This is a genomic window from Microbacterium sp. ZXT2-5, from assembly GCF_055329545.1.
Genome location: NZ_JBUZWD010000001.1, coordinates 2,519,162 through 2,539,400, shown reverse-complemented (window position 1 = coordinate 2,539,400; position 20,239 = coordinate 2,519,162). Strand labels below are relative to the sequence as shown.

20 protein-coding genes are annotated in these 20,239 nt (G+C 73.3%); 9 read left to right on the top strand and 11 right to left on the bottom strand.

Features of this window, described 5'->3' with window-relative positions; genetic code table 11:
• Positions 1 to 82: 82 nt before the first annotated feature.
• Complete coding sequence (locus ACZBH1_RS11215) at positions 83 to 838, bottom strand: sulfurtransferase (RefSeq protein WP_463646413.1); 756 nt, start codon at positions 836 to 838, stop codon at positions 83 to 85.
• A gap of 169 nt (positions 839 to 1,007) precedes the next feature.
• Here ACZBH1_RS11215 and ACZBH1_RS11210 point away from each other — a divergent pair, with 169 nt between their 5' ends.
• Entirely contained in the window at positions 1,008 to 1,208 is a 201-nt protein-coding gene (locus ACZBH1_RS11210; protein WP_336394917.1) for a hypothetical protein, read from the top strand.
• Between the two features lie 45 nt (positions 1,209 to 1,253).
• Here the strand turns inward: ACZBH1_RS11210 and ACZBH1_RS11205 are convergent, their stop codons facing one another.
• Positions 1,254 to 2,183, bottom strand: a complete 930-nt coding sequence (locus tag ACZBH1_RS11205) for an SDR family oxidoreductase (protein WP_463646412.1) — start codon at positions 2,181 to 2,183, stop codon at positions 1,254 to 1,256.
• Between the two features lie 21 nt (positions 2,184 to 2,204).
• Positions 2,205 to 3,629, bottom strand: coding sequence for an amidase (locus ACZBH1_RS11200; RefSeq protein ID WP_463646411.1), 1,425 nt, complete (start codon positions 3,627 to 3,629; stop codon positions 2,205 to 2,207).
• 177 nt (positions 3,630 to 3,806) lie between these two features.
• Between ACZBH1_RS11200 and ACZBH1_RS11195 the strand changes: the two genes are divergently transcribed.
• Positions 3,807 to 4,397, top strand: coding sequence for a Dps family protein (locus ACZBH1_RS11195; RefSeq protein ID WP_336394914.1), 591 nt, complete (start codon positions 3,807 to 3,809; stop codon positions 4,395 to 4,397).
• Between the two features lie 103 nt (positions 4,398 to 4,500).
• Positions 4,501 to 5,109: an ArsR family transcriptional regulator gene (locus ACZBH1_RS11190; RefSeq protein ID WP_463646410.1), complete on the top strand. Its 609-nt coding sequence runs from the start codon at positions 4,501 to 4,503 to the stop codon at positions 5,107 to 5,109.
• Positions 5,110 to 5,112: 3 nt separating this feature from the next.
• Here ACZBH1_RS11190 and fdhD read toward each other — a convergent pair whose 3' ends face one another.
• Both fdhD and moaA read right to left on the bottom strand, forming a co-directional pair.
• The gene (gene fdhD, locus ACZBH1_RS11185; RefSeq protein ID WP_452324591.1) at positions 5,113 to 6,036 is read right to left on the bottom strand and encodes a formate dehydrogenase accessory sulfurtransferase FdhD; all 924 of its coding nucleotides are present in this window, start codon (positions 6,034 to 6,036) and stop codon (positions 5,113 to 5,115) included.
• Position 6,037: 1 nt separating this feature from the next.
• The gene (moaA, locus tag ACZBH1_RS11180) at positions 6,038 to 7,084 is read right to left on the bottom strand and encodes a GTP 3',8-cyclase MoaA (protein WP_452324776.1); all 1,047 of its coding nucleotides are present in this window, start codon (positions 7,082 to 7,084) and stop codon (positions 6,038 to 6,040) included.
• Positions 7,085 to 7,345: 261 nt separating this feature from the next.
• Between moaA and ACZBH1_RS11175 the strand changes: the two genes are divergently transcribed.
• Genes ACZBH1_RS11175 through cydC form a run of 4 tightly spaced genes read left to right on the top strand, consistent with a single transcriptional unit; the run spans position 7,346 to position 13,293 of the window.
• Complete coding sequence (locus tag ACZBH1_RS11175; protein WP_463646409.1) at positions 7,346 to 8,791, top strand: cytochrome ubiquinol oxidase subunit I; 1,446 nt, start codon at positions 7,346 to 7,348, stop codon at positions 8,789 to 8,791.
• 18 nt (positions 8,792 to 8,809) lie between these two features.
• The gene (gene cydB / locus ACZBH1_RS11170) at positions 8,810 to 9,844 is read left to right on the top strand and encodes a cytochrome d ubiquinol oxidase subunit II (protein WP_463646408.1); all 1,035 of its coding nucleotides are present in this window, start codon (positions 8,810 to 8,812) and stop codon (positions 9,842 to 9,844) included.
• A 36-nt stretch (positions 9,845 to 9,880) separates the two neighbouring features.
• Entirely contained in the window at positions 9,881 to 11,575 is a 1,695-nt protein-coding gene (gene cydD / locus ACZBH1_RS11165; RefSeq protein ID WP_463646407.1) for a thiol reductant ABC exporter subunit CydD, read from the top strand.
• A complete protein-coding gene (gene cydC / locus ACZBH1_RS11160) occupies positions 11,572 to 13,293 on the top strand; it encodes a thiol reductant ABC exporter subunit CydC (RefSeq protein WP_463646406.1) in 1,722 nt (573 codons plus the stop codon). Before cydD ends, cydC begins: the two co-directional genes overlap by 4 nt.
• On the opposite strand, the gene ACZBH1_RS11155 is transcribed toward cydC, so the two are convergent.
• From ACZBH1_RS11155 to ACZBH1_RS11130, 6 genes are all read right to left on the bottom strand, one after another.
• Positions 13,274 to 14,848, bottom strand: coding sequence for an SDR family oxidoreductase (locus tag ACZBH1_RS11155; RefSeq protein ID WP_336394907.1), 1,575 nt, complete (start codon positions 14,846 to 14,848; stop codon positions 13,274 to 13,276). The two genes, cydC and ACZBH1_RS11155, sit on opposite strands and share 20 nt — an antisense overlap.
• Before the next feature lie 65 nt (positions 14,849 to 14,913).
• Entirely contained in the window at positions 14,914 to 15,525 is a 612-nt protein-coding gene (locus tag ACZBH1_RS11150; protein ID WP_463646405.1) for a GNAT family N-acetyltransferase, read from the bottom strand.
• A gap of 9 nt (positions 15,526 to 15,534) precedes the next feature.
• A complete protein-coding gene (locus ACZBH1_RS11145; protein ID WP_336394905.1) occupies positions 15,535 to 16,611 on the bottom strand; it encodes an ABC transporter ATP-binding protein in 1,077 nt (358 codons plus the stop codon).
• The gene (locus ACZBH1_RS11140) at positions 16,608 to 17,378 is read right to left on the bottom strand and encodes an ABC transporter permease (protein ID WP_463646404.1); all 771 of its coding nucleotides are present in this window, start codon (positions 17,376 to 17,378) and stop codon (positions 16,608 to 16,610) included. The genes ACZBH1_RS11145 and ACZBH1_RS11140 overlap by 4 nt, the downstream gene beginning before the upstream one ends.
• A 59-nt stretch (positions 17,379 to 17,437) precedes the next feature.
• Positions 17,438 to 18,241, bottom strand: a complete 804-nt coding sequence (gene modA, locus ACZBH1_RS11135) for a molybdate ABC transporter substrate-binding protein (protein ID WP_463646403.1) — start codon at positions 18,239 to 18,241, stop codon at positions 17,438 to 17,440.
• Position 18,242: 1 nt separating this feature from the next.
• Positions 18,243 to 18,635 (bottom strand): TOBE domain-containing protein, encoded by a 393-nt coding sequence (locus ACZBH1_RS11130; protein WP_336394903.1) that lies wholly within the window; start codon positions 18,633 to 18,635, stop codon positions 18,243 to 18,245.
• Positions 18,636 to 18,811: 176 nt separating this feature from the next.
• On the opposite strand from ACZBH1_RS11130, the gene ACZBH1_RS11125 reads away from it, so the two are divergent.
• Both ACZBH1_RS11125 and ACZBH1_RS11120 read left to right on the top strand, forming a co-directional pair.
• Positions 18,812 to 18,976, top strand: a complete 165-nt coding sequence (locus ACZBH1_RS11125) for a hypothetical protein (RefSeq protein ID WP_336394902.1) — start codon at positions 18,812 to 18,814, stop codon at positions 18,974 to 18,976.
• Entirely contained in the window at positions 18,969 to 20,201 is a 1,233-nt protein-coding gene (locus ACZBH1_RS11120; RefSeq protein ID WP_463646402.1) for an NAD(P)/FAD-dependent oxidoreductase, read from the top strand. Before ACZBH1_RS11125 ends, ACZBH1_RS11120 begins: the two co-directional genes overlap by 8 nt.
• Positions 20,202 to 20,239: the final 38 nt, after the last annotated feature.

Here is a 20,239-nt window from a genome sequence, read left to right as displayed (position 1 = left end):
TGACAGACGCTCAACCCGGATGGCACCGCGCACCGCGGGCGATGCGCGAGCCCGCAGGTGCGCCGAGAGGCCGGCGGAACGCTCACGCCGCCGCAGGGCGCGGGGCGGTGGAGCGCGGGGCGAGTGCCGGCGTGAGGGCTTCGCGCCCGTCGAACACGAAGCAGTCGCCGTTCCAGTGGGCGCCGCCGACGCGCTCGAAGTACCCCAGGATGCCGCCGTCCAGCTGATAGGCGTCCACGCCCGCCTCGCGCAGGTAGATCGCGGCCTTCTCGCAGCGGATGCCGCCCGTGCAGTAGCTCACGACGGTCTTGCCGGCGAGGTCGGGCGCGGCGGCGGCCGCGGCATCCGGGAACTGCGTGAACCGCTCGATGCGCCAGTCGATCGCACCGTCGAAAGCGCCGTAGTCCACCTCGAACGCGTTCCTGGTGTCGACCAGCACGACCTCTCGACCCCGGTCGTCGCGTCCCTCGTCCAGCCACCGACGCAGCGTCTCGGGCGCGACAGCGGGCGCGCGCTCGGCGTCCGGGCGGATCGTCGGGTGGTCCATGCGGATGATCTCGCGCTTGACCTTGACGAGCATCTTCCCGAAGGGCTGCGTGTCGGACCAGCTCTCCTTCGTGGTCAGCGGCGCGAACCGGGGGTCGATCCGCAGCTCGTCGATGAAGGGGCGCACGGCGTGGGCCGCGCCCGCGAGGAACAGGTTGACGCCCTCCTCCGCGATCAGAATCGTGCCCTTGAGCCCGGCCGCGAGCGCTCGCTCGCGCAGCACCTGCCGCAGCGCGCCGGGGTCGGCGATGCGGGTGAACAGGTACGCCGAGACGTTGAGAACGGATGCCACGCCCTCCAGCCTACGGAGGTGTTGGCACCGCCCCACGCAGCCGCGGGCACCCTCTCGGCGTCCGGTACCGCGGCGGTCCGACGCGGTCAAGACCCTCGCGCGCGGTCCGCGCAGGGTCGAAGGTGGGAGGACGTCAGCGGCGCCGCCGCGACACGACGGCAGGAGTGAGATGACCGATCCGACCCTCCCCGAACCGCTCCCGGGCCAGACGCCGCCCGGCGAAGTGCCACCGGGCCCGCCCTCGCCGGCACCCGCCGACCCGCCGCCCGGGCTGCCGACCGAACCGCCGGCACCCTGGCCGGACGAGCCGCTCGCGCCCAACCCCGAAGAGCCGACGTTCCCGCAGACGCCCGAGACGCCGTTCCCCTGAGCATCACCGCTGCTCAGGCGCGTGCCGGACACGTCCACCCGGGCGTCACCGTGCGCGCACTCGTCCGGCGAGCAGGCGCTCGGCGACGTCCCAGACCCGCGCGCCGGCAGCCGGATCGGTGACCCGCCGGTATGCCTTCAGTGGACCGGCAGCACCCCCGAGGTGCAGTGGTCCAAGCGGTCCGAAGAAGCCGGGAGGCGCGGCATCCGTCACCGCGGCCAGCAGGGCCGGCTGCGCGGCCTCGGCGGGCGTGTTGCCCCATCGCTCGGCCAGCGCCTCGCCCGCACCGCCGCGGCTGCGCTCGCGCATCGCGGGCGCGATGGCGGTGCCGGGCGCGATGCCCGGATGGCTGAGGTGCACCGTCAAACGCCCGTCGCTCGCGGCGGAGCGCCGCGCGAGCTCGTAACCGAACAGCCCGAGCGCGACCTTCGATGCGCCGTACGCGCGCAGGGGCGCGTAGCGACGCTCGCTCTGCAGGTCGTCCCACGCGAGCCGTGCCACACCGGCGGCGAGGCTCAGCTGGATCACGACCCGGGTGCGCCGGTCGCGCAGCAGCGGCAGGAGCGCGGTGGCGAGCGCGAAGTGCCCGAGGAAGTTGGTCTGGAAGTGCAGCTCGAAGCCGTCGACGCTCGTGTGCCGCTCGCCGTCTCCGAGCAGCACGATGCCCGCGTTGAGCACCACGATGTCGAGGGGCGCGCGTTCCGCGGTGAGGGCCGCCGCCAGTGCGGCGACGGAGTCCAGCCGGGCGAGGTCGAGATCGCGAAGCTCGATGCGGGTCTGCGGGGCAGTGCTGCGCAGGCCCGCGACCGCGCGCTCGCCCTTCTCGCGGCGACGGACCGGCAGCACCAGGTCGGCTCCTGCCGCGGCCAGCCCGCGCGCGATCTCCACTCCGACGCCGTCGCTCGCCCCGGTGATCAGAGCCGTGCGGCCACGCAGGTCGGGCAGCGCCACAGGCGGGGCGGGAGTGCGGGCCATGGGTCCTCCGTTCGGCGTCCGTCAGTCAGGAGGGGCGACAGATGCCGCTGATACCACGGGCAGTGGACCCGCACCGGTCTCCACGGCCCGGCCCGCCGCGAGCACGATCGCCTCACCGAACGGCGGGCCGATCAGCTGCACGCCGGTCGGCATCCCGTCGCCGCCCATGCCGGTGGGGAGCGCGAGCGCCGGCAGCCCGAGGAAGTTGGCCGCCACGGTGAGCCACAGTGCGCGCCAGGCTTCGTCGGCTGCGGACGTTCCGCCGAGGTCGTAGTCCGGTTCGCGCATCCTCGTCGTCGAGACCGGCCCGAGGATCAGCGGGACCTCGGTCTGGAGCCGCCGCCATTCCGCCGCGATCACCGCGCGCCGCGCCCAAGCCGCGGCGTACTCGCGCGCCGTCTCGTACGGCCGGGCCGCCGCCGTGCTGTCGCGCAGGAACGCGGTCGCCGAGCGCCCGAGCGGCTGGCCGAGGGCGGCGGGGTCGAGGGAGATCAGCATGTCGGTGCACGAGAGCCTGCGCCACAGCACCGCAGCCTCCTCGAGCAGAGGTGGGTCGAGGTCGACCGTCTCCCACCCGGCCCGGCGGAGTGCCTCGGCGGCGCGCTCGATGCCCGCGGCGACGTCGCGGTCGACCGGCGCTCCGCCCGGGTCGCGCACCACGCCGACGCGACGCGGAACGTCGTCGGCGCGGAGAGACGGCGCGTCGAGCGAGACCGGGTCGTCGGCATCCCACCCGCTCATCACGTCGAGCGCGAGGCCGACGTCGCCGACGCTGCGCGCCAGGGGTCCATTGACCGAGAACTCCTGCAGCGTCAGCGCGACCGGACGGTCCTGCACCGCCGCCCGGGGAACGCGTCCGCGCGTGGGACGCATCCCCACGATCCCGGCCGCGTAGGCGGGAAGGCGAAGGGATCCGCCGAAGTCGTTCCCGAGCCCGACGGCGCTCATGCCCGTCGCCGCGGCCACGGCGTCGCCGGCGCTGGATCCGCCGGGGCTGCGCCCGCGGTCCCAGGGGTTGAGCGTGCGGCCGAAGAGATCGTTGTCGGTGTCCCAGCGCATGCCGAAGTCGGGCATGTTGCCGCGACCGATGGGCACGGCGCCCGCCGCCCGCAGTCGCCGGACGATCGTCGCGTCGCGCGCCGGCACGGCGTCGGCGGAGCCGCGCCAGCCGTTCGTGGTCGCCGACCATGTGAGCTCGATGTTCTCCTTCACCGACACCGGGACCCCGGCGAGCGGACCCGGATCGCGCCCGTCGGCGATGGCCGCGTCCACGTCGGCGGCCGCAGCCCGTGCCCTGCCGGCGAACACGACGGTGAGCGCGTTGAGGTCACCGTTGCGGTGCGCGATCCGGTCGAGGTGCGCTTCGACGACGGCCACGGCGGTCGTCTCGCCCCCGCGCACGGCGGCGGCGATGTCGACGGCGGACGGCAGAGCGGTCGGAGTCATCGGTTCCATCCCACCACGACCACCGGCGCCGCGTCAGCCGTTAGCACGCGGACGCGCGGAGGGCAATCCCCGGGCCTGCGCGGCCGGCTCTGGCTACCGTCGATGACACACCCCACCGCGGCGCGGATCCCTCACGGCCGGTCCCCCGCGGCAGGCGACCGACGAAACGGAGCGACAGTGGCGACGACGACCGCGAAGAAGAGCACGGCGAAGAGCAGCACGAACTCCTCCGGAGCCTCGGGCAACAAGAGGCGGGCCGCGCGCGGCGGAGCTGGCGCCGAGCTCACGCCGGAGCAGAACGCGGAGCGGGGCTTCACGGCCTCCGAGACGCTCAGCGAGAACCTGCAGAAGGTGCTGGTCGACCTCATCGAGCTCTCGCTGCAGGGCAAGCAGGCGCATTGGAACGTGGTGGGCCGCAACTTCCGCGACACCCACCTGCAGCTCGACGAGATCATCGAGGCCGCACGCGACTTCGCCGACACCGTCGCCGAGCGCATGCGCTCGCTGCACGCGCTTCCCGACGGACGCAGCGACGAAGTCGCACGGACCACCACCCTCCCGGAGTTCCCGCAGGGTGAGATCGCGACGACGGAAGTCGTCGATCTGATGACGGAGCGATTGGATGCCGTGGCCGCGACGTGCCGCGACGTCCACGACGACGTCGACGAAGAAGACCCCACGAGTGCCGACATCCTGCACGCCATCCTCGAGCGGGTGGAGCAGCTCTCGTGGATGGTGAGCGCGGAGAACCGCACCCCGCAGCGGTGATCCCAGGCGCCCTGACGCTGCCCGCCCGTCCCCGGACCGGCGGGCAGCGCCGCGTCCGGGCACGGCGGCACGGTCGCGCGACCGCGGCCGCGATAATGGGAGCATGACCGGCGGCTACAGCGCGATCTCGAGCTATTCGCGCGTCGAGATCATGCGCCTGCTGCAGGAGCGGCCGCAGCGGGCCATCGCCGAGCTCGTCGAGGCGACCGGACTCCACGCCAACACGGTCCGCGAGCACGTGCAGCGTCTCATCGATGCCGGCTACGTCATCGCCGAGACCGAGCGTCGCACCACCCGCGGGCGACCGCGCGTGCTCTACTCGGCGGCGACGGGCGCCGCGCAGGCGTCGAGCCCCGTGGCGGCGCGCCGGGCCGAGGAGGCGGCGCGCCGAGGCGACCTCCTGCGCCGCGTGTACGGATCGGACGCGGATGCCGAACTCGGCGCGGATGCCCTGCACCAGCTCGACGCACTCATGGAGGACCTGGGCGACGCCGGATTCGACCCCGTGGTCGACGAGCGGGAGCTGACGGTCGACCTCACGCCCTGCCCGCATGCGGCCTCGGCCGACCATCGGGGCGTGCTGTGCGGCGTCCACGTCGGCCTCATGGACAGCGTGCTCGCGCAGGCCGGCGGACCGCTGCGGGTCGAGGGTATCGCGCCGTCGTGCGACCCGACGCAGTGCGTCGTGCAGCTCGCCGCGGCCCCCGCCTGAGCGTCAGCCCGGCGCCGGCACCCGCACGCGGTCGGGCCGCGCGTAGACGTTCATCGACGACCCGCGCACGAACCCGACGAGGGTGAGCCCCGAGGCGGCCGCCAGCTCCACCGCGAGCGAGGACGGCGCCGAGACGGCGGAGAGCACCGGGATGCCGGCCATGACCGCCTTCTGCACGAGTTCGAAGCTCGCCCGGCCCGACACCTGCAGCACGGTGCCGCCCAGCGGAAGGCGGTCCTCCAGCACCGCCCACCCCACGACCTTGTCGACGGCGTTGTGGCGGCCGACGTCCTCGCGAAGGACGAGGAGCTCGCCGGTGGCGGCGTCGAAGAGCGCCGCGGCGTGCAGACCCCCGGTCTTGTCGAACACCGCCTGCCCGGCCCGCAGCGCGTCGGGGAGCGCCGCCAGGGTCACCGCGTCGACGGTCGCGGCATCCGTCGACACGTCGTAGCGCGATGATTTCTCGATCGCCTCGATCGACGCCGTTCCGCACACGCCGCACGAGCTGGTCGTGTAGAAGTTGCGCGCGATGTCGGTCACCGGCGGCGTGACTCCCGCGGCGAGCGCGATGTCCAGGACGTTGTACGTGTTCTCGGTGGCCGCGGCCGTGCCGACCAGGGCCGGCCCGATCGTGAGGAGCGGCCCGTCGCCGGCGGGAGCGGCCGCAGCCCCGGTGCCGGGACCGCCGCAGTGGATCGCCGACCGGACGTCGCGGCCCTCGGTGATGACACCCTCCGACACCAGGAATCCTGCGGCGAGCTCGAGATCATGCCCGGGGGTCCGCATCGTGACGGTCAGCGCCTCGCCGCCGATGCGGATCTCCAGCGGCTCCTCCACGACGACGGTGTCGGCGCGGCGCCGGACGGCCGCGCCGCCGTCGCCGAGCGCGATGCGGGTCACGGGGGTGCGGGTGGTGAGGCGTCCCACGTCAGCCGCCGATGGCGTTCATGCCGCGCGCGGGCTGCAGGAACGACGGATCGTTGATGGCGTGCCCCGGCATCTTCCCCCGCACGCAGGAGCGCAGCATCCCGTCGATCTCGCCCTCGTCGCCCCCGGCGCGGAGGATCGGGAGCAGGTCGTACTCGGTCGTGGAGAACAGGCAGTTGCGCAGCTGGCCGTCGGCCGTGAGGCGCAGCCGGTCGCAGTCGCCGCAGAAGGGCGCGGTGACCGAGGCGATGACGCCCACCGAGTGGGGGCCGCCGTCGAGCATCCAGCGGGCGGCCGGCGCTCCTCCGCGCCCGGGCACGGGGGTGAGCGTCCATCGCGCCGACAGGGTCGCGAGGATCTCGTCCTGCGTGACCATGCGTGCGCGGTCCCATGTGTGACCGGCGTCGAGGGGCATCTGCTCGATGAAGCGCATCTGCGCATCGTGGCGGATCGCGAACTCCACGAGGTCGACCAGCTCGTCGTCGTTGACGTCTCGCATGGCCACCGCGTTGAGCTTGAGGGGACGCAGGCCCGATGCCTCGGCCGCCGCGATTCCCGCCAGCACGTCCTCGAGGCGGTCACGGCGCGTGAGCTCGCGGAAGCGGTCACGCCGGAGCGTGTCGATGGAGACGTTGAGGCGCTGCAGGCCGGCGTCGACGAGCGCGGGCAGCAGCTCGGGAAGACGGATGCCGTTCGTCGTCATCGCGATCTCGACGGGACTGCCGGACGGGCCGATGATCGCCGCGAGGCGACGCACCACCTCGACGATGTCGGTGCGCAGCAGCGGCTCGCCGCCGGTGAGCCGGAACGTGGTGATGCCGTCGGCCGCGGCCACGCGCGCGATGCGCTCGATCTCGTCGAGGGACAGGATGCTCGTCTTCGCGAGCCACTCGTTGCCCTGTTCGGGCATGCAGTAGGTGCAGCGCAGCGAGCACCGGTCGGTGAGCGAGATCCGCAGGTCGCGGTGCACGCGTCCGTGCGTGTCCACGAGCGGCGCGCCGAGGCCGGCGTCCGCAGCGGATTGAGCGGATGCCGGGGGCAGCGGCATCCGTCGTCCGATCGTGACCGGGATCGCGGTCACGCGGACGGCCCCGTTCGCAGTGCCCGACTCGCCATGGTTCGAGGGTAGCCGCGTCGGGAGGCGGGGGCGCCGCGGCCGCCCGATTATTCACGGCCGGCGAGGCCGTCGGCCGACGGCGTTCCTGCCACGCTGGGGTGCGACGGGCGCCCTGCGGGGAAATGTCGCCCGTGTGGTCTGACCACATGTTACTGTGGTCAGACCACGTCCGAAGCGATCGGAGAACGCATCGTGGATCTGCTGGACCCTCTCCTGCTGGCGCGCTGGCAGTTCGGCCTCACGACGCTGTACCACTTCCTCTTCGTGCCCCTCACGCTGGGCATGGCGCTGACCGTCGCGATCTTCCAGACGGCGTGGTTCCGCACGGGGAATGTGAAGTGGCTTCACCTCACCCGCTTCTTCGGCAAGATCTTCCTCATCAACTTCGCGATGGGCGTCGTCACCGGCATCGTGCAGGAGTTCCAGTTCGGCATGAACTGGTCGGCCTACTCGCGGTTCGTCGGCGACGTCTTCGGCGCCCCGCTCGCCTTCGAGGGCCTCATGGCCTTCTTCTTCGAGGCGACCTTCATCGGCCTGTGGATCTTCGGGTGGGACAAGCTGCCGCGCGCCCTCCACCTCGCGAGCATCTGGATCGCCACCGTCGGCGCATGGTTCTCGGCGTACTTCATCCTCGCGGCCAACGCCTTCATGCAGAACCCGGTCGGCTTCCGCATGGCCGACGACGGCTCGCGCGCCGAGATGACCGACTTCTTCGCGGTGCTGTCCAACCCGGTGGCGCTCGCCGCGCTCCCCCACACCCTGTTCGCTGCGTTCATGATGACCGCCGGCGTCATCATCTCGATCTCGGCCTGGCACCTGCTGCGCAGGCAGAACGTCGAGATGATGCGCTCGTCGCTGAAGTACGGGCTCTGGGGCATGATCGTCGCCTTCGCCGGCGTGGCGCTCTCGGGCGATCAGCTCAGTCTCGTCATGGTCGCGACGCAGCCGATGAAGATGGCGGCGGCCGAGGCGATGTTCGACAGCGCATGCGGGGCGGATGCCTCGTTCTCGGTGTTCACGCTCGGCACGCCCGACGGCTCGACCGAGCTGTTCTCGATCCGCGTGCCGTACCTGCTGGCGCTGCTGTCGACCCACTCGCTGGACGGCTGCGTCGAGGGCATCAACGACCTCAACCTGCAGTACACGACCGAGCTGTTCCCGCAGTTCGCCGACCAGGTCGACGGCAACTTCGCACCGATCCTCTGGGTCACCTACTGGTCGTTCCGCTGGATGATCGGCCTCGGTGGCATCGCCGCGCTGACCGCCGTCGTCGGCCTGTGGCTCACGCGCAAGAGCGCCAAGCGCGAGGTGCCCGCGTGGGCATGGAAGCTCGCGATCTGGGCGTGGCCGGCGTCGCTCTTCGCGATCCTCGTGGGCTGGGTCTTCACCGAGATGGGCCGCCAGCCGTGGATCGTCTTCGGCCTCATGCTCACCGAGGACGGCGTCTCGCCCTCGGTGCCCGGATGGACGGTGCTGATCTCGCTCGTCGCCTTCACCCTGGTCTACGCCGCGCTGGCGGTCGTGGAGGTCGGCCTCATCATGAAGACCGCCAAGAGGGGCCCCGAGCCCCTCCCCGAGCCGGGCGCGCCGGACCCGCGCACCCTGGCGGTCGAAGACACCCCGACGACGGTCTACTAGGAGCCCCGGAGCAACGTCATGGATCTCGCCTACCTCTGGTTCTGGATCGTCGGATTCCTCTTCGTCGGCTACTTCGTGCTCGACGGGTTCGACTTCGGCGTCGGCATGTCGCTGCCCTTCCTCGGCCGTGACGACGTCAGCCGCCGCCAGGTCATCAACACCATCGGTCCGGTGTGGGACCTCAACGAGACCTGGGTCATCGTGGCCGGCGCCTGCCTTTTCGCCGCGTTCCCCGAGTGGTACGCGACGCTGTTCAGCGGCTTCTACCTCGCACTGCTGCTGATCCTGCTCGCCCTCATCCTCCGCGGCGTCTCGTTCGAGTACCGCCACCAGCGGGACTCGCTGCGCTGGAAGAAGGGGTTCGACACCATGATCATCGTGGGCTCCGCTGTGCCGGCGCTGCTGTGGGGCGTCGCCGTCGCCAACATCGTGCAGGGCGTGCCGCTGGATGCCGACCACGAGTTCACCGGGTCCCTGCTGACGCTGCTGAACCCGTACGGGCTCCTCGGCGGCCTCACGACGCTCCTGCTGTTCTTCACCCACGGCGTCTACTTCGTCGCCCTCAAGACCGACGGCCAGGTCGCCGCGGATGCCCGTCGCCTGGCGGGCCGCGCAGGCCTGCTGACGATCGTCGTCGCGGCGGCGTTCCTGGTGTGGACCGTCGGCATGGCATTCGGCGAGGGGCGCGACTTCGCGCTCGTCACGGCGGTCCTGTCGGCCGTGGCGGCCGCGGTGCTCATCGCGTCGTGGCTCGCCAACGCCCGCGGGCGCGAGGGATGGGCCTTCGGCTTCGGCGCCGTCACCATCGTGTCGGCCGTGCTGGCGGTGTGGTTCGCGCTGTTCCCGTACGTGATGCCCTCGACGACCGATCCCGCCGGCTCGCTCACCATCGAGAACGCCTCGAGCACCGACTACACCCTGACGATCATGTCGTGGGCGGCCCTCATCTTCCTGCCGCTGGTGCTCGCGTACCAGGGCTGGACCTACTGGATCTTCCGCAAACGCGTCACCCGCTCGCACATCGAGGCGGCCGCGGCGGCGCCCGTGCACTGAGACGGCGAGGGGCGCATCGGTAGGGTCGAAGGAGCAATGGACGACACGCAGGACGACGGACCGCCCCCGAGTTCAGGCAAGCCCGTCGACCCCCGACTGCTGAGGTACGCGCGCGCATCGCGGTGGTTCTTCGCCGCCGTCGCCGCGCTCGCCCTCGCGCAGACCGCCGTGATCGTCGCGTTCGCCTGGCTGCTCACGCGCGCGGTCACGGACGCGATCGACGGGATGCCGCTTGCTGCTCTGACGCCGACGCTCGGCGCGCTCGCGCTCGTCGTCGCCGCGCGGGCCCTTCTGCTGTGGGCGCGGGAGGCCGTCGCGGCGCGCGCGGCGGCGCGCGTGCAGTCGCAGCTGCGGGCGGCGCTCGTCGACGCCATCGGGACGCTCGGGCCGGAGTGGCTCGCGGGGCGCAACTCGGCTTCGCTCGCGGTGATCGCCGGGCGCGGGCTCGACGCCCTCGAGGCCTATTTCGGGCGCTACCTGCCGCAGCTCGTCCAGACCGTCGTCGCGACGCCGCTCATCCTCGCCGTGATGTGGTGGGCGGACTGGATCTCGGGGCTTACGGTCCTGCTCACGCTCCCCCTGATCCCGATCTTCATGGTGCTCATCGGTCTGGCCACGCGCGCTGTCCAGCAGCGGCAGTGGCGGACGCTGCAGCGCCTGGCGGCCCGCTTCGCCGACACCGTGCAGGGGCTGTCGACGCTCAAGGTGTTCGGGCGGCAGCATCGCGCCGCGGCCTCCATCGAGCGCGTCACCGACGACTACCGCCGCGAGACCATGCGCGTGCTGCGCGTGTCGTTCCTGTCGGGGTTCGCGCTGGAGTTCCTCGCGTCGATCTCGGTCGCGATCGTCGCGGTGTCGATCGGCTTCCGACTCATCGACGGCGCACTCGCCCTCGGCGTCGGCCTCTTCGTGCTGCTGCTCGCGCCCGAGGCGTACCTGCCGCTGCGGCAGGTGGGCGTGCAGTTCCACGCGGCCGCCGAGGGCATCGCCGCGACCGTCGACGTGTTCGACGTGCTCGACGCGGCCCGCGCGAGGGGACCTCGGCCGGTGTCGGGCGCCTCCGCACCGTCCCCTGCCTTGCGCGCGGACGGCACGGCGCCCGTCCTGCGCCTGGACGCCGTGCGCGTGCGGCGCGGCGAGCGGCAGTTGCCACCCGTCGGCCTGACCGCCGCGCCGGGGTCCGTCACCCTGATCGAGGGCCCGAGCGGCGCCGGCAAGTCGAGCCTCTTCGCAGCCCTTCGCGGCGTCGCGGCGTTCGACGGCGACGCGTCCTGGGACGGCGTCGACGTGCGGGCGCTCGCGTCGTCGGACTGGCTGGCGTGGGCCGGGCAGCGACCCGGCCTGATGACGGGGACGATCGGCGACAACGTCGCCCTCGGCGACCCCGTCCCCGACGCCGCCGTCGTGCGCCGCGCGCTCGACCTGGCCTGCGCCGGCGGGCTCGATCCGGCACACGGACTGGGGGTGCAGGGTTCGGGACTCTCGGGCGGCCAGGCCCAGCGGGTGGCCGTCGCACGCGCCTACTACCGCCATCTGCGCGGCGCCGCACCGGTGATCGCGCTCGACGAGCCGAGCTCGGCGCTGGACCCCGAGACGGAGCACCGGCTGTGGCGCGGCATCCGCCTGCTCGCCGACGACGGGGCGACGGTGCTGCTGGTGTCGCATCGGACGTCCGCCCGCGCGATCGCGGACGACGTGGTGCGGCTCGAGCCGAGCGAGGTGCCGGCATGACCGCCGCCGGCGCGGTGCTGCGCGGAGCGATGCCTCCGGCCCGACGGTTCTGGTGGACGATCGCGGCGGGTTTCGCCTCCGAGGCGTCGGCCGTGGCGCTGCTCGCCGTGAGCGCGTGGCTCATCGTGCGGGCGAGCGAGCAGCCGCCGGTGCTCTACCTGTCGTTCGCCGTCGTCGGTGTGCGCTTCTTCGCCATCTCACGCGCCGTGTTCCGCTATCTGGAGCGCCTCACCGGCCACGACGCCGCACTGCGGCAGCTCTCGTCCACGCGCGCCGACCTCATGCGGCGGCTGGTCCCGCTCGCCCCCGACGGGCTGGGCCGCACCCGTCGCGGCTCGGTCCTCGGCGCGCTGGTCGACGACGTCGACGAGCTCCAGGACCTGCCGCTGCGGGTGGTGCAGCCGCTGGCGTCGTCGGCGCTCGTGGCCCTCGGCGCCGTCGTGCTCGTCGCGTTCGTCTGGTGGCCGGCTGCGCTCACCCTGCTGGCGTGCCTCGTGGTGGCGGGTGCGGTCGCGACACTGTGGGGCTGGGCCGCCGGCGCCCGGGCCGAGCGCACGATCGCTCCGCTGCGAGCCGATCTGACCGACGCGGTCCTGGACCACGTCTCGAACCTCGACGTGCTCGCCGCGTACGGCGCCGAGGAAGGCAGCCGGGACCGGATCGAGCGGGCCGACGCGGCGCTCCGCCGCGCGGTCGTCCGGCGGGCCGGCGCCCAGGCGGGCACCACCGCCCTCGTCTCATTGCTGGCCGGCGCCGCCTCGATCGCCGCGGTGCTCGTGACGGCGCCGGGCGTGGCATCCGCGACCCTCGACGGCCCGGCGCTCGCCGTGGCCGTCCTCGTGCCCATGGCGGTCTTCGAGGTGTTCGGCGCCGTCGCGCTCGCGTCGGCGGCCTGGCGCAAGGTCCGTTCCGCCGCCGGCCGGATCGCGGACGCACTGCCCGCCACCCCGCCGCGCGAGCTCGCACCCGAGACGGCGTCCCCCACCGGCGAGGCGCCGGAGCTGGGCGAGGGCGTCCGCCTGCGTGGCGCGAGTGTGCGCTGGCCGGGTGCGGCGCAGGCGTCGCTGCACGACGTGGATCTCGACATCCGGCCGGGCGAACGGATCCTCGTCCTGGGCTCCAGCGGCGCCGGCAAGAGCACCCTGGCGCACGCGCTGGTGCGCTTCCTCGAGACCGAGGGCTCCTACGAGATCGGCGGGCGCTCGGTGCACGACCTCTCCCCCGACGACGTGCGGCGGTCGGTCGGCCTCTGCGAGCAGCATCCGATGCTCTTCGACGAGGACATCCGGCAGAACCTGCTCTTCGCGCGCGACACCGCCACCGACGCCGACCTCGAGGCGGTCCTGGACCGCGTGGGGCTGGGCGCGTGGCTGCGCGAACGGGGCGGGCTCGACGCCCGGGTCGGCGAGCGCGGGGCGCTCGTCTCGGGCGGGCAGGCGCAGCGCATCGCCCTGGCCCGTGCGCTGCTGCGCGGCTTCCCGGTGCTGGTGCTCGACGAGCCGACCGCGGGCGTCGACCCCGAGGCATCCGCCGCGCTGCTCGTCGACCTGCTGGGCGCGGTGCGCGACGACCAGGCCGTCGTGCTCATCTCGCATGTCGCCGTGCCCGAGGCGCTCGTCGACCGCGTCGTGCGCATCGACGACGGCCGCCTGCACGACGGGTCGACACCGGGGCGCACGCCTGACGCGCGGCCCGCGGTCAGTCCGATGCGGCCGTGACCTCCGCCTCGTCCCCCGTGCCCGACTGGGCCTCCGCGGTCGCCGTGATGCGCCGCGCCATGCCGGCGAAGACGAAGCCGTGGAAGGGCAGCACCGCCAGCCAGTAGAGACGGCCGGCCAGCCCGCGCGGGAAGAACACCGCCCGCTGGTCGTACCGTGACCCGCCGCGCTCGTCATCGGCGGAGGAGCGCAGCTCGAGCCAGGCCAGACCGGGAACCTTCATCTCGGCGCGCAGGCGCAGCATGCGCCCCGGCTCGAGGGCCTCGACCCGCCAGAAGTCCAGTGCGTCGCCCACGGCGAGGCGGTCGCGGCTGCGGCGGCCGCGTGCGAGTCCGATGCCCCCGACGAGCCGGTCCATCCAGCCGCGGATGGCCCACAGCACCGGTGAGGAGTACCACCCGTTCTCGCCCCCGATGCCGATGATCACGCGCCACAGCGCCTCGGGAGAGGCGGAGGTGTGCGCGGAGCGGACGTCGGTGAAGACCACGCGGCCCGCCCAGTCGGGGTCGTTCGGCAGCGGGTCGCTCGGCGCGCCCATCACCTCGGAGTCCTGCCAGCTCGTCTCGATGGCGTCCGCCTCGACCCGGCGCAGCGCCCGGCGCACGGCGGTGCGGTACGGCATGAGGCCGTCCTCGGGCGGCGGGATGAGGGCGTCGACGTCGTGGTCCTTCATGATGCACTCGTTCTGCAGGGACTCCACGAGGGGCCGCGCGATCGACCGCGGGATCGGCGTGACGAGGTTCACCCAGTGCGAGGCGAGGCGCGGCGTGAGCACGGGCAGCGCCGCGATCGGCCGCTGCGGAAGGCCGGCCTCGACGGCGTAGCCGTTCATCATCTGGCCGTAGCGCAGCACGTCGGGTCCTCCGATGTCGACGGCGCGGTTCACCTCGGCGGGCACCCGCGCCGCGCCGAGCAGATAGTGCAGCACATCGCGGACGGCGATCGGCTGGATGCGGTTGCGCACCCACTTCGGTGCGGGCATGTAGGGCAGCACCTCGGTGAGGTGGCGGACCATCTCGAACGACGCCGAGCCGGATCCGATCACGACGCCGGCCTGCAGCACGAGGGTCGGCACGCCGCTGTCGAGGAACATGCGGCCGACCTCGACGCGCGAGCGCAGGTGGGGTGAGAGCGGAACGCCTTCGGGATGCAGGCCGCCCAGGTAGACGATGCGGCCCACGGATGCCGCCGCGGAAGCCTTCGCGACGGTCTCGGCGGCGCGCCGGTCCGCGTCGCGGAAGTCCTTGCCGCCCGACATCGAGTGGACGAGGTAGTAGAGCACGTCGACGTCGCGCACGGCGTCGGCGACGGATGCCGCGTCGGTGGCGTCGCCGTCGACCACCTCGACCCGATCGCCCCACGGGAAGGCCGACGCCCGCGCCGGGTCGCGGACGAGCACGCGCACCTCGTACCCGGCGGCGAGCAGGCGCGGCACGAGGCGCCCGCCGATGTACCCGGTCGCACCGAGCACGAGGGCACGCGGTGCGCTGCCGTCGGGGCGCGGCAGGGCCGACAGCACCGGCTCACGGCCGGTCGGCGAGGAGACGTCTTCCACAGGGGCAGACTACGCGCGCCCTCGCGCGACCCGGCAGGCTTGACGACCCGGCCCCGAGGGCGTAGTCAGAGGCGCTTGGCGAAGACCTGCGTGCCCTCGGGCGACGCGAGGGGCTCGAAGCCGACGCGCGGGTAGAACGCCACGGCTCCGGTGTTCTCGGCCGAGGCGACGAGGTGCAGGCCGCCGACACCGGCGGCGCGCAGGGCGTCCTCGAGGGTCTCGATGAGCCGGCGGCCGAGTCCCTGCCCCTGGGTCTCGGGGAGCAGATCGATGTGGAGATGGGCCGGGTACTCGTCGCCGAACGGCTGAGAGCCGCCGCGGCGCGCGTGCGCGTACCGGACGATGCCATCCTGTCGCGAGACGCTCACCGGCTTCGGATCGCCCTCGGGCCGGGGCCACCGCGTCGCGTGCCGCGGCCACCACTCGGTGGCGAACCAGTCCTCGAACGCCGCGGAGTCGGGCGCCCCCACGATGTACCCGACGACCCGGCCGTCGTCGGCCTCGACGACGAAGGAGAACTCGGGGTGGCGCGCGACGTACGGCAGGACGAAGATCTCGGCCCAGAGATCGTCGTCGTCGAGCAGCCCGGTCGCGTCGGCGCCGGCATCCGCCGTCCTGAGACAGATCTCGGCGAGCGCCGGCTCGTCACCGGCGCGGAAGGGGCGGATGCTGCTCACCGGCCGAGTCTAGAAGACGCCGCCGTCGCCGGCTGAGACGAACCGCACGTCGGCCGGGTCCAGGCGCAGTGTCACGGCGTCCCCGACGCCGAGGCCCGTCGCGCGCTCGGCGACGACGTCCACCGCCACATCGGGATCGGCCGTGCGCAGCCGGACGCCCGCGGGCGTCTGCTCGAGGCGCACGACGCGCGCCGTCCATTCCCCGGGACCCGCGGGAGGCGCGTCGACGATGCGCACGTCGCCCGGCCGGAAGACCGCGGCCCGCGCCGCGCCGACCGGGACGGCGGGGCGGGGCAGCACGAGGCCGCCGGCGCGCCAGGTGGCGGCATCCGTCGTCCCCGTCACACGGTTCAGCCCCCCGACGGCCGCCGCGAACCGGGTCGCCGGATTCGCCAGCACGTCCCGCACGGGGCCGGACTGCGTCACCCGCCCGTCCTCGAGCACGACCAGTCCGCCGGCCAGCGCCACGGCGTCCACCGCATCGTGCGTGGCGACGACGGCGGTCGTGCCGGTCGCCGCCAGCTGCTGGTGCAGGAGAGCCCGCACGTCGCCGGCCGTCTCGGTGTCGAGCGACGTGAGGGGCTCGTCGAGGAGGAGCGCCTCCGGCGCGGTGGCGAGCGCCCGCGCCAGCGCGACGCGCTGCTGCTGTCCGCCCGACAGCCGCGAGGGGCGGCGGTCGCCGAGCCCCTCCAGTCCGACGCGCCGGAGCCAATCCGCGGCGCCGCGGGAGGCGGCATCCCTGCTCACCCCGTGCACGCGCAGACCGAACGCGATGTTCTCGCCGGCGCTCAGGTGCGGGAAGAGTCGCGGGTCCTGGCCGAGCAGCACCACGCCGCGGGCGGCGGGCGGCGTGCGGCGACCCGGCGCGACGTCGAGCGTGCGCTCCCCCAGGGCCACGTGCCCTTCGTCGAGCGGGGCGAGTCCCGCGAGCACCCCGAGGAGGGTGGACTTTCCGGCACCGCTGGGACCCATGAGCGCGACGACGCCCCCCGCGGGCACCTCCAGGGCGGCGTCGAGCGTGAATCCGCCGCGCCGCACCACGACTCGCGCCTCGAGCCCCGCGGCCGTCGCCCGGGCCGCGGTCATCGCGGTGCCTCCGCGCGCCACGCGCGCACGAGCAGCAGCACGCCGACGGCCGTGACCAGCAGCAGCAGCGACAGCGCGACCGCGGTGCCCTGCGAGACGCCGGCCCCGTTGAACGCCGTGTAGATCGCCAGTGGCATGGTCTGCGTGACCCCCGGCGCGTTGCCCGCGAACAGCGCCGTCGCCCCGAACTCGCCGATCGCGCGCGCGAAGCACAGCACGACGCCGGCCACGAGGCCCGGCGCGGCCAGCGGCAGCGTCACCCGGGCGAGGATCGTCCAGCGCCCGGCGCCGAGGCCGGCCGCGGCCTCTTCGAACCCGGTGCCGGTGGCACGCAGCGAGCCCTCCAGCGCGAGCACGAGGAACGGCAGGGCGACGAACGTCTGCGCGAGCACGACCGCGGTGGTGGTGAACGGGATGCGGATGCCCCACTCCGCCAGCAGCGCGCCGAGCCAGCTCGTCCGGCCGAAGAGGAACAGCATCGCCACACCGCCCACCATCGGCGGCAGCACGAGAGGCACGGTGACGATCGCGCGCAGCACCGCCGCCGTGCGCACCGTGCTGCGCGCGATGAGCAGCGCGAGGGGCACGCCGAGCACGACGCACACCGCCGTCGCGACCGCTCCCGTCGCCAGCGACAGTCCGAGGGCCGAGAGCGCCTCCGGCGAGGTGACGTCACTCCACAGCGTCGACCATTCGACGCGGAGCACGAGCGCGCCGAGCGGGAGGACCAGCAGCGCGAGTCCCACGGCGGCCGGAATGACGAGCACGCGTGGGACGAAGCCGGAACGTCGGCTGCGATCGCGTTCGCCGATCGCCCGCTCCCCGGTCACGGCGCCCCGAAGCCGTGGTCGGCGAGCACCGCCTGTGCATCGTCGCCGAGCACGAACGCGACGAAGGCGTCTGCCGCCGCCGCATTCGCCGCACCGGCCAGCGCCGCGACCGGGTAGCGGTTGACGACGCCGTCGGCGCCCTCGGGCTCGATCGCATCGACGGCCGCCGTGGTGGAGGCATCCGTCGCGTAGACCAGCCCGGCGTCCGCCTCGCCGGCGGCCACCTTCGTGAGCACCGCGGTGACGTTCTGCTCGTAGCTGTCGGCGCTGGCCTCGACACCCGCGCTCGACAGCAGGGTGGCCGAAGCCGCGCCGCACGGCACTTCGGCGGCGCACAGCACGATGGTCGCGGCCGGGTCGGCGAGATCGTCGAGACCGCGGATGCCCGCGGGATTGCCGGCGGGGACGACGAGCACGAGCGTGTTCGTCGCGAACACGCGCGGGTCATCGGCGAGACCCTCGTCGACGACCCGCGTCATGCTGCGCTCGTCCGCGGCTGCGAACACGTCCGCCGGCGCCCCCTCGATGAGCTGCGTCGCCAGCGTCGAAGAGCCCTCGTACGCTATCGGCCGGACGTCGACGGACGGATGCCGCTCCTCGAACATGGTCGACAGCTCGTCGAACGCCGCCGCGAGCGAGGCGGCCGCGTACACGGTGAGCGCGCCCGAGAGCCCGGATCCCGAGCCGGCCGCGGACGGGGTCGCCGCTCCTGTGCCGTCCTCGGCGGGCGCGCAGCCGGTGAGGCCGAGCGCGAGGGCGGTGACGACGGAGGAGACGCCGAGGACGATTGGGCGGTGCACGTCAGGCCCTGGGCGTCTCGACGATCACCGTGGTGGCCTTCACCACCGCGACAGCGAGGGAACCGGGCTCGAGGGCGAGCTCGCGGACGGCCTCGGACGACATGAGCGACACGACCCGGTGCGGGCCGGACTGGATGTCGACCTGCGCCATCACCCCGTCGATCTGCACGCGGGTGACGAGGCCGACGAAGCGGTTGCGGGCGCTGGTGAGCACGTCGGCCGGGTCGCGCGGCGACGCCGCGAGCTCGACGGCGTGCGCCGCGAGCGCGTCGCCCGGGATGGCGGTGGGCGATGCGCCGGTTGTCGGCAGCGTGCCCGCGTCCACCCACCGCCGGACGGTGTCGTCGCTCACCCCGAGCAGGCGGGCGGCTTCGGCGATCTTGTATGTGGCCACGCTGCCACGGTACCCGCATCTGCGGATAGATGTTCATACTTTCTCCGCATGCGCGGGCGATTCTCCTGGCGCGCCAGGGCTGGCGGAGGGCGCGACGTGGCGGTCACTGTTTGTCAACCGGGGTCCGCGAGCCCGCGGCCAGACGTAGGTTGCTGGCACGACGGAAGGAGTCAGCGATGGACCGGGACACCAGCGCATCGAAGCCGGAGGACGAGGGCACGCCGAAGCCGGGAGGCCTCGGACCGGACGGCACGATCCCCGACGACCCGGACGGTGTCGCCGCCGGTCACACGGGTGAGCCGTCGACGTTCGAGCCCGAGGAGGACGAGAGCGGTGCCTAGCCCCGACGCCGTAGACAGCTCCAGGGCGGCACGCAACGAGACCCACCACCGCGTCGTGGTCATCGGCGGCGGCAACGGCGGGATCTCCGTCGCGGCGCGCCTGCGCCGGCGCGGCATCAAGGACGTCGCCGTCATCGAGCCGCGCGACGAGCATCAATACAAGCCGCTGTTCTCGCATGTCGCAGGCGGCACGGCTCCCGCGAGCATCACCGTGCGCCCGCAACGGGAGGTGATCCCGAAGGGCGTGGAGTGGATCCAGGATGCCGTGACCGCCGTGCAGCCGGAGGCGAACGCCGTCGTGCTGGCCGGCGGCGGGCGGATCAGCTACGACCACCTCATCGTCTGTCCCGGCATCCAGCTGGACTGGAACCGGATCCCCGGGCTCGCCGAGGCGATGCAGACGCCGGCCGCGGCATCCCACTACGCACTCGAGCTCGCGAAGAAGGCGTCCCGGCTCCTGCGAGACCTCACGGAGGGGACCGTCGTCTTCACGCAGCCCGACGGACCCGCATCGTGCGCGGGGGCGGCGCAGAAGCCGATGTACCAGGCCTGCGACTACTGGCGGGCGAAAGGGGTGCTCGACGCGATCCGAGTGGTCATGGTCGTGCCGACCGAGACGGCATACCTCGCGCCGTTCGACGAGGAGCTCCAGCGCAAGATCGACGAGTACGGCATCGAGCTGCGCACGCGCAGCGTCCTGCTGCGGGTGGACCCGGATGCGCACGAGGTGGTGCTCGGCGGCCCGGACGGCCCGGAGCACCTGCACTACGACGTGCTGAACGTCGAGCCGCCGCAGTCCGCCCCCGACTGGCTGAAGGCGTCGGAGCTCGCCGCGCCCCGCTCGTCCGGCGGGTTCGTCGAGGTCGACCCGCAGACGCTCCGGCATCCCCGGTTCCCGAACGTCTGGTCGCTGGGGGACGCCGCCGCCACGACGAACTCGAAGTGCGGCGGGGCGCTGCGCAAGCAGACGTGGGTGCTGGCGAAGAACCTGTCGAAGGCGCTGCGGGGCAAGGAGCCCACCGCTCGCTACGACGGCTACGCGGTGTGCCCGTTCACCGTCTCGCGGTCGACCGTCGTGTGGGCCGAGTTCGACGACAAGGGCAGGCAGAAGCCGACGATCCCCTTCTACAAGCGCATGTATCGCGAGAGCCGGCTGTCGTGGATCTTCGACCGGCACGTGCTGCCCTGGGTCTACTGGAACCTCATCCTCACCGGCCGCGTGTGAGGAGGCAGGACGGGTCGTCGGGCCCACGCCTGTCCGGG

Coding starts and splice junctions, on each gene's coding strand:
- ACZBH1_RS11210 (WP_336394917.1), top strand. CDS start 1,008: ATGACCGATCCGACCCTCCCCGAACCGCTCCCGGGCCAGACGCCGCCC.
- ACZBH1_RS11205 (WP_463646412.1), bottom strand. CDS start 2,183: ATGGCCCGCACTCCCGCCCCGCCTGTGGCGCTGCCCGACCTGCGTGGC.
- ACZBH1_RS11200 (WP_463646411.1), bottom strand. CDS start 3,629: ATGACTCCGACCGCTCTGCCGTCCGCCGTCGACATCGCCGCCGCCGTG.
- ACZBH1_RS11190 (WP_463646410.1), top strand. CDS start 4,501: ATGACCGGCGGCTACAGCGCGATCTCGAGCTATTCGCGCGTCGAGATC.
- moaA (WP_452324776.1), bottom strand. CDS start 7,084: ATGCCGCTGCCCCCGGCATCCGCTCAATCCGCTGCGGACGCCGGCCTC.
- cydB (WP_463646408.1), top strand. CDS start 8,810: ATGGATCTCGCCTACCTCTGGTTCTGGATCGTCGGATTCCTCTTCGTC.
- cydD (WP_463646407.1), top strand. CDS start 9,881: ATGGACGACACGCAGGACGACGGACCGCCCCCGAGTTCAGGCAAGCCC.
- cydC (WP_463646406.1), top strand. CDS start 11,572: ATGACCGCCGCCGGCGCGGTGCTGCGCGGAGCGATGCCTCCGGCCCGA.
- ACZBH1_RS11145 (WP_336394905.1), bottom strand. CDS start 16,611: ATGACCGCGGCCCGGGCGACGGCCGCGGGGCTCGAGGCGCGAGTCGTG.
- ACZBH1_RS11125 (WP_336394902.1), top strand. CDS start 18,812: ATGGACCGGGACACCAGCGCATCGAAGCCGGAGGACGAGGGCACGCCG.